This is a genomic window from Nocardia sp. NPDC005746, from assembly GCF_040630785.1.
Lineage (GTDB): Bacteria > Actinomycetota > Actinomycetes > Mycobacteriales > Mycobacteriaceae > Nocardia.
Genome location: NZ_JBEXYE010000001.1, coordinates 619,491 through 634,427 on the forward strand (window position 1 = coordinate 619,491; position 14,937 = coordinate 634,427).

Below are 14,937 nucleotides of genomic sequence, written 5' to 3' on the forward strand. Positions count from 1 at the left end.
TAACCCCAGCTAGAACGCCGTTCGCCCTGCCGTACACCGTTCCTTGTTGCGAACAGTGTACGGAGACCGTACGGTGTTCGACAACGCCGCACAGTGTGCGGAACCGCTTCTCGAAGGGGACAACAATGACTGCGAAAGACACGGCCGAGGCGCTGCCAGCGCCGGTCGCCCAGCGCGACCCGCGGCGCTGGCTGATCCTGGTGGTGCTCTGCCTGAGCTCCCTGGTGCTGGTGATCGACAATATGGTGCTCACCGTCGCCCTGCCCCAGATCGCCACCGACCTGCACGCCGGCCCGCAGGCGCTGCAGTGGGTGATCGACTCCTACATCCTGGTCTTCGCGGGCCTGCTGCTCACCACGGGCAGTCTCTCCGACCGCTTCGGCCGCCGGCTGGTGATGGTCTTGGGCCTGGTGCTCTTCGGCGCGGCCTCGCTGCTGGCCGCCTACGCCACCAGCCCCGAGATGCTGATCGGCGGCCGCGTGATCATGGGCATCGGCGGCGCGCTCATCATGCCGAGCACCCTGTCCATCCTGATCACCGTGTTCGACGAGCAGGAGCGCCCCAGGGCGATCGCCGCCTGGAGCAGTGTCGCCATGATCGGCATGGTCGGCGGCCCGGTGCTGGGCGGCCTCATGCTCGAACACGTGTGGTGGGGCGCGGTCTTCCTGCTGAACGTGCCGATCGCGGCGGTGGCCATCGTGGCGGCCATGACCCTGATGCCGGAGTCCAAGGGCCCGGCCCGCCCGACCGATCTGCCGGGCATGGCGCTGTCCATCGTCGGCACCGTGGCGCTGGTGTGGGGCATCATCGAGTTCCCGACCAAGGGCCTTGCCGGAACCTGGGTTTCGCTGGTGGTCGCCGCGCTCTTCCTGGTGGCCTTCCTGATTCGTGAACTGAAGGCCGAACACCCGATGGTGCCGCTGCAGCTGTTCCGCAACCGCGTCTTCACCGGATCCAGCTTCTCGCTGGTACTGGTCACCTTCGCCAATGCCGGTCTGCTCCTGCTGCTGACCCAGTACCTGCAGTTCGTGCTCGGCTACACGCCGATGAAGACCGCGCTGGCCTTCACCCCGCTGGCCTTCGCCGCCCTGGTGGCGCAGGGTGTGGGCGCGGGTCTGGTGCAGAAGCTGGGCGTCCGCCCGCTGACCCTGCTCGGCATGCTGGTGCTGGCCGCCGGTTCGGGCGCCCTGGCCGCGCTCGACACCGACTCGGGCTTCTGGGCCGCGGCCCTCGCCATGGCGCTGGTCGGCGCGGGCGCCGGTCTGGCCATGCCCGCCGCGATCGGCGCGCTGATGGGGGCCATCCCGCCGGAGCAGGCCGGCGTCGGTTCGGCCCTGAACGACACCATCCAGCAGACCGGTGGCGCGCTGGGCGTGGCCGTGCTGGGTGCGATCCTGGCCGGAACCTACACCGACGGAATGCCTTCCGACGCCCCGGCGGCGGCCCGCGACAGCATCGCCGGAGCCTTCGCCACCGGCGACGCCGCCCTGCTGAACGCGGCTCGCGACGCCTTCACCCACGCCATGTCGACCACCTTCCTGGCGGGTGGCGCGGCGGTCCTGGCGGCCACGGTGATCGCCTTCTTCCTGATGAAGGGCGCGAAGGCGGCGGCACCGGAAGGACTTCCGGAGGAGACGGCCGAGCCGGAGCTGGCGCAGGCCCGCTAGCCGACCCCTGAAAACGATTCCGCCCCCGGCGTACTGCCGGGGGCGGAATCGTCTATTTCCTGATGGCTCAGGCCGACTCGTCCTTGGCCTGCATGCCGAACGAGACCAGCGCCACCAGTACCCCGATCGCCCCGAGCACGATGCCGAAGCCGGGCTGCATATCGTCAGCCCAGGCCAGGATGATGAAGTGCATATCGGCCTTCTCCAGGAACAGCGAGCCGAAGCCGAGAATCGCCATCCAGATACCCAGACGCAGCATTAGGGAACCCCCCCGATCGAAATGAAACGTGCCGCGACAGCGTATCGGTGGACGGCGACACTGTCAGTTCAGTAATTGCTCGATGCGGGCGGTGCAGAAGCCGGTGATGTTCATTTCCGGGGGCAGTTGCACGCGATGGGTCATGCGCAGCAGCGGAATCGACAGCAGGGCGGCGGAGAAGATCTCCTGGTATTCGAGATCGCGGACCTGATACCCGGTGCTCTTCTCGTAGTGGGCGATGGTCTCCTCGCGGGTCGGGGTGCCCGGTAGCGGCGGATGGCCCTCGTATTCGCTGCAGGCCCAGTCCAGGAACAACAACCAGGCCAGATCCGATTCGGGCGCACCGAGATGGGCGATCTCCCAGTCGAGGACGCCGCGGACCTGGAAGTCCTTGTCGTAGAGGATGTTCGACATGCGGGCGTCGCCCCAGCACAGGCAGGGCCGCTCCGGCTCGTAGAGGTTGTCGCGAAGGTAGGCGACCGCACGCCGGTACGTCTCGGGCGGATCCCCTTCGCAGGCCCAGCGCAGCGCTCCTTCGAGATAGTTCACCCCTTGTTCGACCACCCCGGTCCCGTGTCGCGGGAAGGCGAGGAAGTCCAATCCCAGTGCCCGCCAATCCAGTTGGTTGACGGTGGCGATAGTGTCCACGCACCCCCACCACATGCGGGCCCGTTGTTCGGGCGTGGCCTCGAAGTAGTTCCCGGCGGCGTGATACGACGGATAGTCGCTGGGGGCCTGCCCGTCCAGCCGGTGCATGACGAAGTACGGGCTGCCGAGCGGATTGTCCCCGCGCTCGAGCCAGGCCACCTCGGGGACGGGTAGCCCGGTGCCGGCCAGTCGTCGCATGACCAGTACCTGTCGCAGCAGGTCGTAGTCGGGGAACAACGACAGGTCCGGTGGGCGGCGCAGTACCAGGGGAGTGCTGCCGGATTCGTCCTCGACGGTGAAAAGGTAGGTCTCGGTGGCGAATCCGCGCTCGGTACGCGCGAGATCGCGGACGCGAGCCGCGCCGGAGGCCGAAAGATGCTCGCGCACCCGCGGTTCCAGTGCCGCCCCGAGGTGCTCGGCGGGAATTCTGATGGCGGTCACGGTCAGTACCCTTCGTACCCGTACCGCGCGTTGCGGCCCATGCAGACCATTTCGACCAGTCCGTAGCCGACCTTGCCCTCGGTCTCGACCCGGCAGAAGGTCTCGCTGAGCATGCTGACCTGCTTCAGGTCGGCGGTGTCGGTGAGGTCGGCGGTGAAGCCGTCGCTCCAGTTCGGGCCCTTCCACAGTCCGGAGGCGTAGCCGCGGTAGTGGTCGTATCCGGCCAGGCCGGGCCAGAAGCCGGAGACGGGGGTGATGGTGAATTCGCGATCGCGCCCGTCGGCGGAGCGCACCGTGAAGCTGCCGCCTCTGACGATGCGGAAGTCGTCGCGGAAGGTGAGCGCGTGGTCGGTGGTGGCGATGGGGATGGGCTGCCTGCCGGAGTCCAGCGGCGACAGCACGGTGCCCTCGAAGTGCCAGCGCTGCCCGTCGGCGGTCTCGCGCTGCGCGAAGTGCACGAGTTCGTCATCGAACTGGAAGATGCCCATGTAATAGAGGACGCCGTCGGGGATGTCGCCGGGCTGCAGGCCCTCGCCCTCGCCGAGGCTGCCGCCGCCACCCCCGTGGCGGGTGCCCCAGGAGTGGTCGCGTCCGAACCACCAGGTGTCGGGGTCGATCTCGAAGCGGGCGCCCTCGACCTCGATCCAGCCCGAGACGCGCCCGTTCTGGTAGTAGCGGCGCGCGTCCTCTCGGACCCGGCCGCGGCTGCGGAAGAAGGCAGGTTCCTGCTCGTAGGCCGGGAATTCGCCCGCGAGTTCGAGCTCCAGCCGGATGCCGTGGTCGTTGTCGCCGAGAGTGGCGCGGACCGTGCGCAGCGGCTCCACGATCTCGTACTTGAACGGCCCGACGGTCCAGTCGGCGATGCCGTCGTAGCGGTCGCCGATCTCGCGGGAGAGCCGGACCACGTGGGCGGTCTTGTTGCCGATGGTGACCATGGCGTAGGCGTCGAGCACATTGCGATTGGGGTAGCGCGCCATGCCGGTCATGACGCTGATCTCGCCGGTGGTGTCGAAGCCGTACAGGACGACGCGTTCGGTCCAGCGCAGATCGCTCTGCTGCACGTGGTCGAAGGTGGTGGGGAGCTGGTGGGCGAGTAGTTCGTCCTGGGGCGTCAGCATCGACGGCTGCCTCTCAGCGGTGTGGCCTGCGCCACTCTCAATTAAAATACGAGGCGCAGCGTATTCCAAATAAGGCTGGAATGTAGCCTGTTCCAGAAGATTCGCCCCGGCCGACCACAGGGAGACCACGTGACCGCAGCGACAGGGACCGCCCGCACCGGCCCCGGCCGTCCCCGGGATCCGCAGCTGGACGCGCAGGTGCTGACCGCCACCCAGGAACTCCTGGTGCGGGACGGCTACCAGGCCACCACCATCGCGGCCGTGGCCCGCCGGGCCGGGGTGGTCACCACCTCGATCTACCGCCGCTGGCCGGGGAAGCGGGCGCTGGTCGAGGACGCGATCTTCGCGCTGGACACCGAGAACCATCCGGCCCCCACCGGCGACCTGCGCGCCGACCTATTGGCGTGGACGCGCCTGTTCCTGAACGCGGCCGCGCATCCCGCCGCCCGCTCGGCCATCCCCGGCCTGCTGTCGGAGTATCACGACGATCGGGAGAGCTACCGCCGCCTGCTCGACGGCGGCGAGCGCCCCACGATTCAGGCGCTGGGCGAGCTGCTGACAGCGGCCGCCGACTCCGGCCAGGCGGCCCGGACATGCGACACCGAGGCGGTCTTCGAATTCCTGCGGGGCGCGACTCTGATGCGCGCGCTCACCCACGGGACCGAGGATGCCGACCACTTCAGCCGCCGGATCGCCGACGCCCTCTACGCGGTCGCGCAAACTCCCCGATCAGAGTAGGCCCCACCAGTAGATCAGGCAGGCCAGAGCCAGTACGACCAAGGTTTCCATCGTCCATCCCAATCTGCTTGGCGCTCTTGCCTTCCATGATGCCGTCTCTCGAGTCGTGAAGGCCACATTCGCGGATAACAAGATCATTCGACCTGGGTCCACCGGGCGATTGAAGTGCGAGGTGGTTCGTGGCGCGTCTAGTTCTGGACTGCGCTCCGCCTCCCCGCGCTGGAGCGGGGGAGGCGGAGCGGAGGGAGGGAGGGAAGAACGAGACCTCCAGGGCCGCGAACCCACCCGGAGCGAAGCGGAGGGCGGAAAAAACACAGACCCGCGTGTCCGTCACCCCTCGTGGACGGACTCGCGGGTTCTGCGCCTGCCTGCCACCCCCTTCGCGGCAGGCCGGATACCCCAGCGAGACGCCAGTCGATCGGTGTGCTGTGGGCGGCCCGTCACCCCTCGTGGACGGGCCGGCCCCAGCATTCCCGCCCCAGGAAAGGTGGCTCGGTGGGTCCGCCGGTGCGTTCCGGCGTTGGACACAACGATGCCCAGCCGTGCTTGGCGCGGCCTTAACAAGATCTTGTAACAGTGAAAAGTCCTGCTAATTCCCCCTTTTCGGGGCTAGTCGACCACGATGACCACCAGCTGCCGGGGGCCGTGCACGCCCTGCACCCGGATCATCTCGATGTCCACCGTCGCGGACGGCCCGCTGAACCAGGTCAGCGGCCGGTGCGGGTCCAGCACGCCGATCACCTCCGGATCGACGAGGCGATCTGCTCGGCCCCCACCACGCAGACATGGCAGTCGGGCACCAGTGTCGGCGCGCGCCGGCCCTGACCGGGGCCGCCGTCGAGTACCACGGTGCCCGAATCGGCGATCGCCGCGGCGCAACCGGTGACCACGGCATCCACAGCGTCGAGTTCGGCTGGGGACAACTGTGGATCATCGGAGACGACGCGATTCCCGGACCCGTGCGCCCAGTCCGTCAGCCAGGACGCGGGCAGCCCGGCCGGAGCGAGCACGCTCGATGCCCCGTGCTCGCGCAGTGCCGCCGCGATGGCGGCGGACAGCTCCGCGGCGCGCACCCGATGCGATTGCGCGCCATAGTGCTTCAGCCGTTCGAGGAACAGTGCCGTGACCGCGGCCGGGTCCCGTTCGTCGATTCCCGGTGCCTGCCCGAGGTAGTCGCGCGGCACGGTGGTGGTGCGTTGCGCGGCGGGCAGGTCCGACAGCGCCTCCCGAATGCGGGTGAGTACGACCTCGCGCGCGCTCATCGCAGCCCTCCGTGTCCGTTGCCCATCGCGTCGACCTGCCCATTGCCATCGCGCCCGCCATGGGTTCGCGCCCACCAGGTCCGGAAGGACTCCCTGGGCACGGCGGGCACCAACCGGCTCCGCGTCCATCCCGAAAGCGGCGGCGGCAGACGCTTTTTCGGTGCGACCACGCCCGCGATCCCCGCTGTCTTCACCGCCGCGGCCCAGAGGTGCGGGTGGTACATCATGCGCTCGACCACGTCGAGTGCCGCGCGTTCGGCGCGATGCTTCACCTGGGCCGGTCCCTCGGCGATATCGTTGCGCAGTTCGAGAAGGTTGCCCGTGATGTCGATGCGTACGGGACACACCTCGTTGCACGCGCCGCACAATGAGGACGCGTACGGCAGTGACGCGGTCTGCGGATCGTCCGCGCCTTTGAGCAGCGGGTTCAAGATGGCCCCGATCGGTCCCGGGTACACCGAGCCGTAGGTCTGCCCGCCGGTGCGTTCGTAGACCGGGCAGATGTTCATGCACGCGCCACATCTGATGCAGCGCAGTGCTTGTCGCCCGAGCGGGTCGGCCAGGGCGCGGGTGCGGCCGTTGTCGACCAGGACCAGGTGGAATTCGCGTGGCCCGTCGCGGTCGGTGACGCCTGTCCAGGTGGACACGTAGGGCGACATGCGTTCGCCGGTGGAGCTGCGGGCCAGCAGTTGCAGGAACACCTCGAGGTCGCGCCAGGTCGGCACCACCTTCTCGATGCCGACCACCGAGATGAGGGTCTCGGGCAGGGTCAGGCACATGCGGCCGTTGCCCTCCGATTCCACCATCACCACGGTGCCGGTCTCGGCGACCAGGAAGTTGCCGCCGGTGACGCCGACCTTGGCGGCCAGGAACTTCTCGCGCAGGTGCAGTCGCGCGGCGTCCGCCAGTTCGTTCGGATCGTCGGTGAGCCCGGCCGGGGCGGGCCGCCCGTGCTTCCCCATCTCCGCGGTGAAGATGTCGCGAATCTGCCCGCGGTTCAGGTGCATCGAGGGCACCACGATGTGGGAGGGCAGGTCGTCGCCGAGGTGCAGGATGATCTCGGCGAGATCGGTTTCGCGGGCGTCGATCCCGGCGGCGCGCAGCGCGTCGTCGAGCCCGATCTCCTCGGTGAGCATGGATTTGGCCTTGACGATCCGGGTCTCCCCGGTGCGGCGCACCAGCTCGGTGACGATCAGGCAGGCTTCGGCGGCGTCGCGCGCCCAGTGCACCACCCCGCCCGCCGCCTCCACCGCGGCCTCCAGCCGCACCAGATAGGAGTCGAGATGGTGCAGCGCGGTGTCTTTGATGGCGGCGGCGCTGTCGCGCAGCTGCTCCCAGTCGGGCCGTTCGCCGACCAGCCCGTCGCGTTTCGCGCGGATGGTGTGGGTGGCCCGGTGCACATTGGCGCGCAGTTGCGGATCGCGGGTGGATCGTTCGGCGGCCTTCGGGAACGGCGGCCAGCCCACGAAACTCTTGCTCATGACACCACTTCCGCGGCGGCGAGCGGCAGCCCGGGCATCGGCCCGTCGGCGGTGGTGCGGGCCAGGATCTCCACCAGGTGCAGGCTGCGGACGTCGGTCCCGTCCTTGGCGAGCCGCCCGCCGATGTTCATCAGGCACGAATTGTCCACGGCTGTCAGCACATTCGCGCCGGTCTCGCGGACATGCCGAGCCTTGTCGCCGTTCATCGCGCCCGACACCGCCCCGTTCTTGACCGCGAAGGTGCCGCCGAACCCACAGCATTCCTCGGCGGCGGGCAGTTCCACCAGGTCGATGCCCGCCACCGCGCGCAGCAGCGTCAGCGGCCGGTCGCCGATGTGCTGGACGCGCAGGGAATGGCAGGTCGGGTGATAGGTGACCCGGTGCGGGAAATACGCGCCCACATCGTGGATTCCGAGGTCGTCGGTAATGAATTCGGTGACCTCGCGGATTCTGGGCAGAATGGCCTGGGTGTCGAGGGCGAGCCTCGAATCACCGGTGGCCTCGGCGACTGTCATATAGAACTCGCGCGGCGCCTGCCCGCACGAGGCCGACGGCACGATGATGCGGTCGTAGCCCCCGAGCACCTTGACGAAGTGCCGCGCCAGTTTCGCGGTGTCGGCGCGGTACCCGGTATTGCAGTGCATCTGCCCGCAGCAGCTCTGTGCCGTCGGGAATTCCACCTCGACGCCGAGCCGCCGCAGCAGTTTCACCGTGGCCTGTCCGGTGCCGGGGTAGAGCACATCGTTGATGCAGGTGACGAAGAGAGCGATACGCATACGGTCCCTTCCGTAGTGGTCAAACGCTGTGGCGGACTTCGGTGGCCGGTTGCCACTGCGGGGCGTTGCGGGCGAACAGCCACATGATCGCGCCCATCACGGCCAGCGCGACGGCCATCAGCACGTGGGTCTGGGTGCGGCCGAGGTGGTCGACCAGGCGCGGGGTGAGCAGCGCCGCAAAGGAATTCGACCATCCGACGAGCAGCACCGGGATGATCGAGATGAAGCAGATGGCGGTGAACATCAACCGCCCGCCGAATTTGTCGGTCAGCACGCCGACCGGAATCCGGCCCAGCGATCCGACCAGGACCGGGGTGGCGACCAACAGCGATTGCCGGCCGGGGGAGAGGTCCAGCCGCTTGGTATAGCTGCTCGATAGCGGACCAATCAGATTCCATGCCAAGAAGGTGAATGCGAAGGCGGCTGTAGCGAGTGTCAGATTTCTCGCGTTCATCCCTTTTGTCTAACAGATTCGCAGGTAGAACGGGCTAAATTGGGCCATTTCGGCGCGCCTCCGAGTGCCGTGCCGCCGCATCCGCACTATGGTCTGCTGTCGGATTGCGCATCTCCCAGGAGGAGCAATGAAAGTGTGGCGATCTCGCCGGTGTCGCGCGGCCCTGCTGCCGGCCCTGGCGGGTGCGATCGCGGTGGCCGGAATCGTGGCGCAGGCTGGTCGGCCGCTACCCGCCGTCGCCGAACCCGCGAGCGACCTTCCCCTCATCATCGACGTCAGCGCACCCCCCGACGGGCCGTGCGCCGGCCCGCTGCACGGCACCGCCGCCGTCTACTTCCCGCCGGGAGTCGACTCGCACGCGGAGGTGGAGTGGCGGATTCTCGGTGGCGGCCAGCCGATTCGCAGCGGCATCACCGTGGTGGAGAACGACGTGATGGCGGTCGGGTTCGACCTCCGACACGACGAGCTACCCAGCGACGGCCTGCTCCGCGTGGACGCGCGCGCTCGGATCCCGGGCGGCGACGTCAGCGGCTACGGCAAGCCGTGGAACTTCCGGGTGAACCGGGATTGCCGCCCGCTGCACGTGGTCTCGGTCGGCGACTCGGTGTTGTGGGGCCAGTCGGTGCTCGGCGGCGTGAGCGCCCCGCGCAAGCACAGCTTCGCCAACGTGGTGGCCGATGCCCTCGGATCCAGGACCGGCCGCGGCGCCACCCTGCACGACTACACCGCCTCCGGCGCCGCCCTGGACGCGCCCGGCGAGCACCCGACCGGCAAATGCCCCGGCGGGGACGCCACCCTCGACGTGTTCTGCCAGCTCGACAAGGCCACCGGCGAGGCCACCGCGAACGGCTACCCGGTCGATCTGGTGCTGATCGACGGCTGCCTCAACGATCTGGACCCGGTCTTCGGCATTCCGGTGGGCGTCACGCCCGGCACTCAGGATCTGACGGCCGCCGTGCACCGAGAATGCGGTGGCGTGGGCGCGGACGCGGTGAACCCGGCCGCCGCCGTGCCCTATTACAGCGGAGCCGCTCTCGGGTACGGCGGACGTGGCATGCGGGAGGCGGTGCAGGCCGCGCACCAACTGCCCGGCACACCGAAGGTACTGGTGGGCAACTACTTCCACGGCTACGACGGGGATCGGGTGCCGGAGTCGTTGACCCAGCGCTGGTCGGAGTTCGTGCGGGTGTCCTCGGAGTTGTTCCGGCAGGCCGTCGCCGACGCCAATGCCGCCGCGGGCGAGGGGTACGCCACCGCCGCCGACGGGTTGTTCACCGAGGATGCCGTCGGCGGTCAGGATCCGGCGCAGGTCGTGAAGGAGCCCGCGCAGACGACGCCCCGGGACATCGCACAGCCCGCCGAGCGCACGCCGGCCCTGAACCCGCTCGGCGACGAGGCGGCCTCGCTGCGCCTGCTGGTCTGCCCCCAGGTCAACGACCTGCCGCAGTGCCGGGCCATCCCGGCCGTGTCCCCGCCCGACCTCGAGGTCGCGCGCAAGCACGCCGACGCCTTCCTGATGAATCCCCGGATCAGCGAATGGTTCGGTGGCGGTGAGCCGTTCGGTATCGGGTTCACGGCGTCGAAGGTGACCGCCCGGTCCGGCAACGCGGTCAGTTTCGACGCGGAGCGAGCGGGCGGCGCCATTCGCCGGTACGACTGGTACTTCGGCGACGGCTCGCACGAGACCACCACCGATCCGGCGGCCTCGCACGTCTACAACGGGCTCGGTCCGAACCTGCCGCGGCTGGTGGTCACCGATATGACCGGCCGCCGAAGCCTGTACGAGCTGGCCGAGCCCATCACCGTGGGCTGATCAGGAGTGCGGGTCTCGATCAGGCGTGCAGTGCGGCTACCAGGTCGGCGATGGCCTCGTCGCGGACCTGGTAGCCGGGGAAGTAGCAGCAGACGCGAGCGGCGGTGTCCCCGAAGCGGTTCCGGATCTGCGCGGCGCACTGAGCGGGCGTGCCACTGACCGTGAGCGCGTCGACCATGGTGTCGTCGATCAGTGCGGCCATCTCCCGCCAGCGACCCTGTTTGGACAGCAGATTGAGCTCGGGCTGCAGATCCGCCCAGCCCTCGACCTCCAGCACCGGGCGGTAGGCGGGCGTGGAACCGTAGAACGCCAGCAGGTTTCGCACCGCCTTGCGCGCCGTGGTCAGCTCTTCTTCCGTATCGCCCATGGCCACAATGGCTTCCACGATGATCTCGAACGGCCGGGTGGAGTCGCCGCGGCCCTTGCCCACCGCGGCGAGGGTCCGCTCCCGGTAGTGGCGCTCGGTGGTGAACGGCATGACCAGCAGCCCGTCCGCGACCTCGGCGGCCATGGCGGTCATGCGCGGACCCAGCGCGCCGACCAGAACCGGTGGCGGCCCGGACGGATTCGGACCCGGATCGAATTGCGGCGTCATGAGCGTGTGCTGCCAGAACCGCCCGCGGTAGTCGAGGCGCTCGCCGGTCTGCCAGGCCCGCAGAATCGCCTGCACCGCGAGCACCGTGTCGCGCATCCGCTCCACCGGCTCCGACCAGACGCTGCCGTACCGCTTCTCGATGTGCGGGCGGATCTGGCTGCCGAGCCCGAGCCGGAACCGCCCGCCCGAGAGCGCCTGCAGATCCCACGCGGTGTGCGCCAGATGCATCGGGCTGCGCGGGAACGCCATGGCCACATTGGTCATGATGTCGGTTCCGGCGGTGGCGGCCAGGGTGAGCGGCGCGAACACGTCGTGCGCGCCCTCGAAGGTGAACACGCCGTCCACCCCGAGTTCGCGCAATCGCGCTGCGCGCGAGGCGGATTCGGCCAGTGGCGCGTTGAGCCACAGATCGACGGGCAGGGTCACCGCTGACTCCTCGGAAGAAAGGACAACAGCCCCGGGCCGAGAGGTAGGAGGCCCGGGGCTGTTGCAGGTCAGCGATGGTCGTGGCCGCTGACCCGCGCGCCGGAGCTACCAGGGAAGTAGCAGTCTCCGGAGCGGCTCGGTGGGATTACTGTCCGCCGTTGATGAACTCGGCGGCCTTCTCGCCGATCATGTAGCTCGGCGCGTTGGTGTTGCCGCCGGTGATGCTGGGCATGATCGAGGCGTCGGCGACGCGCAGGCCCTCGATGCCGTGCACCTTCAGGGTCGGGTCGACGACCGCGCGCTCGTCCACGCCCATGCGGCAGGTGCCGACCGGGTGGTAGATCGAGTGCACGCGGTTGGGGAGCTCGCGGCGCAGCGCGGTCTCGTCCGCCCACTGCTGGCCCGGGAAGAAGTTCTCGGTCCAGTCGCCCGCGATGCTCTTGTGCGACATGATCTCCTGGATCATCTTGATGCCCTCGACCAGGAACTCGGTGTCCCACGGGTCGGTCAGGTAGCCCGGGTCGATGAGCGGCGAGGCGAACGGGTCCGCCGAGGCCAGCTTCATCTCGCCGCGGCTCTTCGGGTAGATGAGCGACGGCATGATGGTGAAGGCCGGGCGGCGGTCCACCAGGTGCAGCTTGTCGGCGTCCTGGTTGGGCGTCGGGTAGCTCCACGGCAGGGTGTGGATCTGCATGTCCGGGTGGTCGCCCTCGGCGAACTTGGTCTTGACGAAGCCGGCGGCCTCGAAGACCGTGCGGCCCATGAAGGAGCTGCCCGGGTTGCGCATCTCCTTGAGGATGCCGCGCGCGAAGTAGGTCGGGATGCCGCGGTGGATGGCCTTCTTGGACACGAAGGTCATGGGCACGAACAGGTGGTCGTGCAGGTTCTGGCCGACCGGCAGGTCCGCGACGACCTCGATGCCGTGCTCGCGCAGCTGCGCGGCCGGGCCGATGCCCGAGAGCATGAGCAGCTGCGGGGAGCCGATCACACCACCGGAGACGATGACCTCCTTGGCGGCCTTCACGATCCGGCGGGTGCCGTTCTTCTCGGCGATCTCGACGCCGGTGGCGCGGCCGTTCTCGATGACCACGCGGGTGGCGTGCACGTGCGTGAGCACGGTCATGTGCGAGTTCGGCATGTTGGTGATGAAGCCACGCGAGGAGCTGTAGCGGATGCCGTCCTTGACGGACTGCTGGAAGATCGAGAGGCCTTCCTGCGACCCGCCGTTGTAGTCCTTGATGATCGGCGCGCCGAGGGACTCGGAGGCGGCGGTCATGAACTGCTCGGCGATCGGGGTGATCTCGCGGGGGCGGGTCACCTCGATGGGGCCGCCGGTGGCGCGGTAGTCGTCGGCGCCGTCGACCCAGTTCTCCAGGCGCTTGTAGGCTGGCAGGACCTCGTCGTAGGACCAGCCCTTGTTGCCCTCGGCGGCCCAGGAGTCGAAGTTGGCCTTGTTGCCGCGCACGTAGAGCATGCCGTTGACCGAGGACGAGCCGCCGAGCACCTTGCCGCGGGTCATCGGGATCTTGCGGTCGTTGGCGTGCTTCTGCGGGACCGAGTACTGCTTCCAGGTCACCAGCTTCTTCAGCTGCGGGACCGTGTGGACCATCGAGATCATGCCGGGGCGGGTGACCAGCTGGGTGTTGTCCTTGCGCCCGGCCTCCAACAGGATCACGCTCGCGCCGGCCTGCGCGAGGCGCCCCGCCAGCACGGCGCCGGCGCTACCCGCGCCAACGACGACGTAATCGGCTTCGGACGTGGAGCCCGGGGAAGGGGTCATATCAGTTACCTCATCTTCGAGTGTGCCTGGCATCACTGTAGAACAGGTTCTAGTCTGCCGACACCCCGGATGGGCTGTCCAGTCCCAAGATCGACTTCGGGTTGGAGGCTGGAAACGCTGCCCTATGGCCGGTCGGCATGGTTGAATTCCTGTGAAACACGTTCCAATTTCGTGATCTTAGCGGCACCTTGCCCGAGGAGGAACAGTGTCTGTTCCGTCACTGCCCGCCGGCTTCGACTTCACCGATCCCGCGCTCTGGGCCGACCGTAGTCCGGTCGAGGAGTTCGCTCTGCTGCGGCGTACCGCACCCGTCTGGTGGAACGCGCAGACACCCGAGCAGGCCGCCCCCATGGACGACGACGGGTACTGGGTGATCACCCGCCACGAGGACGTCAAGGAGATCTCCCGGCGGCCCGAACTCTGGTCCTCCCATCGCAAGGGCTCGATCATCCGGATGCCCGCCGATTCCGAACCCGAACAGCTCGAACTCGGCCGCGAAGCGTTGCTGGTGAACATGGATCCGCCGAAGCACACCAAGATTCGGCGCATCGTGTCCAAGGGCTTCACCCCGCGCGCTGTCGAGGGCTTGCGGGCCGCGCTCACCGAACGCGCGGAAAAGATTGTGCGGGAGGCGAAATCCACCGGCGGCGGCGATTTCATCGAGCAGGTGGCGTGTGAACTCCCGCTGCAGGCCATCGCCGAACTGCTCGGGGTGCCGCAGGACGATCGATACAAGCTGTTCCACTGGTCCAACCAGCTGATGAACTACGACGATCCGGAATTCGCGGGCCAGAACATGGCCGCCAATGCCGAATTGCTGGGCTACGCCTACAACATGGCCGAACAGCGCCGGGCCTGCCCGGTCGGCGACATCGTCAGCCAGTTGGTGACAGCCGATGTCGACGGCGAGGCGCTGGGCTCCGACGAATTCGGATTCTTCGTCATCCTGCTGTCGGTGGCGGGTAACGAGACCACCCGCAATGCCATCGCGCACGGAATGAAGGCCTTCGTCGACAACCCCGATCAGTGGGAGCTGTACCGGCAGCGCCGCCCGCACACCGCGCCCGACGAGATCGTGCGCTGGGCGACGCCGGTGACGGCGTTCCAGCGGACCGCCACCCAGGACACCGAACTCGGCGGGCAGAAGATCCGCGAAGGCCAGCGCGTCGGATTGTTCTACAGTTCCGCCAACTTCGACGAGGAGGTCTTCGACCGCCCCTTCGAATTCGATGTGCTGCGCGATCCCAATCCGCACGTCGGGTTCGGCGGCACCGGCACGCATTTCTGTGTCGGCGCGAATCTGGCGCGGCTGGAGATCGACCTGATGTTCAATGCCATCGCCGACGCCATGCCGGAAATCCGCGAGGTCGAACCGCCGCAGCGGCTGCGTTCGGGCTGGATCAATGGGATCAAGCATTGGCAGGTCCGCTACTCCTGAGCCGGTGACCCCGTCGAACCCGTTCTAGAATTCGGCCTTGT

14 protein-coding genes are annotated in these 14,937 nt (G+C 68.3%); 4 read left to right on the forward strand and 10 right to left on the reverse strand.

Annotated features, from left to right (window positions below; translation table 11 throughout):
• The first annotated feature begins 125 nt into the window (after nt 1-125).
• Nucleotides 126-1,667: an MFS transporter gene (locus ABZ412_RS02795; protein WP_357275470.1), complete on the forward strand. Its 1,542-nt coding sequence runs from the start codon at nt 126-128 to the stop codon at nt 1,665-1,667.
• Nucleotides 1,668-1,734: 67 nt separating this feature from the next.
• Here the strand turns inward: ABZ412_RS02795 and ABZ412_RS02800 are convergent, their stop codons facing one another.
• From ABZ412_RS02800 to ABZ412_RS02810, 3 genes are all read right to left on the reverse strand, one after another.
• Nucleotides 1,735-1,926, reverse strand: a complete 192-nt coding sequence (locus tag ABZ412_RS02800) for a hypothetical protein (RefSeq protein ID WP_357275472.1) — start codon at nt 1,924-1,926, stop codon at nt 1,735-1,737.
• Between the two features lie 63 nt (nt 1,927-1,989).
• The gene (locus ABZ412_RS02805; protein WP_357275473.1) at nt 1,990-3,015 is read right to left on the reverse strand and encodes a phosphotransferase family protein; all 1,026 of its coding nucleotides are present in this window, start codon (nt 3,013-3,015) and stop codon (nt 1,990-1,992) included.
• A 2-nt stretch (nt 3,016-3,017) separates the two neighbouring features.
• Nucleotides 3,018-4,133, reverse strand: coding sequence for a hypothetical protein (locus tag ABZ412_RS02810; RefSeq protein WP_357275476.1), 1,116 nt, complete (start codon nt 4,131-4,133; stop codon nt 3,018-3,020).
• A 129-nt stretch (nt 4,134-4,262) separates the two neighbouring features.
• Between ABZ412_RS02810 and ABZ412_RS02815 the strand changes: the two genes are divergently transcribed.
• Nucleotides 4,263-4,871, forward strand: coding sequence for a TetR/AcrR family transcriptional regulator (locus ABZ412_RS02815; protein ID WP_357275478.1), 609 nt, complete (start codon nt 4,263-4,265; stop codon nt 4,869-4,871).
• Nucleotides 4,872-5,480: 609 nt separating this feature from the next.
• Here ABZ412_RS02815 and ABZ412_RS02820 read toward each other — a convergent pair.
• Genes ABZ412_RS02820 through ABZ412_RS02840 form a run of 5 tightly spaced genes read right to left on the reverse strand, consistent with a single transcriptional unit; the run spans nt 5,481 to nt 8,844 of the window.
• Nucleotides 5,481-5,603, reverse strand: coding sequence for an LUD domain-containing protein (locus tag ABZ412_RS02820; protein WP_357275480.1), 123 nt, complete (start codon nt 5,601-5,603; stop codon nt 5,481-5,483).
• Between the two features lie 5 nt (nt 5,604-5,608).
• Nucleotides 5,609-6,133, reverse strand: a complete 525-nt coding sequence (locus tag ABZ412_RS02825) for an LUD domain-containing protein (RefSeq protein ID WP_357275483.1) — start codon at nt 6,131-6,133, stop codon at nt 5,609-5,611.
• A complete protein-coding gene (locus ABZ412_RS02830; RefSeq protein WP_357275485.1) occupies nt 6,130-7,614 on the reverse strand; it encodes a lactate utilization protein B in 1,485 nt (494 codons plus the stop codon). Before ABZ412_RS02830 ends, ABZ412_RS02825 begins: the two co-directional genes overlap by 4 nt.
• Entirely contained in the window at nt 7,611-8,390 is a 780-nt protein-coding gene (locus ABZ412_RS02835; RefSeq protein ID WP_357275488.1) for a (Fe-S)-binding protein, read from the reverse strand. Before ABZ412_RS02835 ends, ABZ412_RS02830 begins: the two co-directional genes overlap by 4 nt.
• Nucleotides 8,391-8,409: 19 nt before the next feature.
• Complete coding sequence (locus tag ABZ412_RS02840; protein WP_357275490.1) at nt 8,410-8,844, reverse strand: MFS transporter; 435 nt, start codon at nt 8,842-8,844, stop codon at nt 8,410-8,412.
• Nucleotides 8,845-8,971: 127 nt separating this feature from the next.
• On the opposite strand from ABZ412_RS02840, the gene ABZ412_RS02845 reads away from it, so the two are divergent.
• Nucleotides 8,972-10,657, forward strand: coding sequence for a PKD domain-containing protein (locus ABZ412_RS02845; protein WP_357275492.1), 1,686 nt, complete (start codon nt 8,972-8,974; stop codon nt 10,655-10,657).
• A 19-nt stretch (nt 10,658-10,676) separates the two neighbouring features.
• Here ABZ412_RS02845 and ABZ412_RS02850 read toward each other — a convergent pair whose 3' ends face one another.
• Both ABZ412_RS02850 and ABZ412_RS02855 read right to left on the reverse strand, forming a co-directional pair.
• Nucleotides 10,677-11,672, reverse strand: a complete 996-nt coding sequence (locus ABZ412_RS02850; protein ID WP_357275943.1) for a TIGR03617 family F420-dependent LLM class oxidoreductase — start codon at nt 11,670-11,672, stop codon at nt 10,677-10,679.
• A gap of 151 nt (nt 11,673-11,823) precedes the next feature.
• A complete protein-coding gene (locus ABZ412_RS02855; RefSeq protein WP_357275495.1) occupies nt 11,824-13,458 on the reverse strand; it encodes a GMC family oxidoreductase N-terminal domain-containing protein in 1,635 nt (544 codons plus the stop codon).
• Nucleotides 13,459-13,663: 205 nt separating this feature from the next.
• Here ABZ412_RS02855 and ABZ412_RS02860 point away from each other — a divergent pair, with 205 nt between their 5' ends.
• Complete coding sequence (locus ABZ412_RS02860; RefSeq protein WP_357275497.1) at nt 13,664-14,896, forward strand: cytochrome P450; 1,233 nt, start codon at nt 13,664-13,666, stop codon at nt 14,894-14,896.
• Nucleotides 14,897-14,937 lie beyond the last annotated feature (41 nt).

Bases quoted from the DNA above. Each gene is read 5' to 3' on its own strand.
- ABZ412_RS02835 (WP_357275488.1), bottom strand. From the start codon at position 8,390: ATGCGTATCGCTCTCTTCGTCACCTGCATCAACGATGTGCTCTACCCC.
- ABZ412_RS02840 (WP_357275490.1), bottom strand. From the start codon at position 8,844: ATGAACGCGAGAAATCTGACACTCGCTACAGCCGCCTTCGCATTCACC.
- ABZ412_RS02845 (WP_357275492.1), top strand. From the start codon at position 8,972: ATGAAAGTGTGGCGATCTCGCCGGTGTCGCGCGGCCCTGCTGCCGGCC.
- ABZ412_RS02810 (WP_357275476.1), bottom strand. From the start codon at position 4,133: ATGCTGACGCCCCAGGACGAACTACTCGCCCACCAGCTCCCCACCACC.
- ABZ412_RS02855 (WP_357275495.1), bottom strand. From the start codon at position 13,458: ATGACCCCTTCCCCGGGCTCCACGTCCGAAGCCGATTACGTCGTCGTT.
- ABZ412_RS02795 (WP_357275470.1), top strand. From the start codon at position 126: ATGACTGCGAAAGACACGGCCGAGGCGCTGCCAGCGCCGGTCGCCCAG.
- ABZ412_RS02830 (WP_357275485.1), bottom strand. From the start codon at position 7,614: ATGAGCAAGAGTTTCGTGGGCTGGCCGCCGTTCCCGAAGGCCGCCGAA.
- ABZ412_RS02825 (WP_357275483.1), bottom strand. From the start codon at position 6,133: ATGAGCGCGCGCGAGGTCGTACTCACCCGCATTCGGGAGGCGCTGTCG.
- ABZ412_RS02800 (WP_357275472.1), bottom strand. From the start codon at position 1,926: ATGCTGCGTCTGGGTATCTGGATGGCGATTCTCGGCTTCGGCTCGCTG.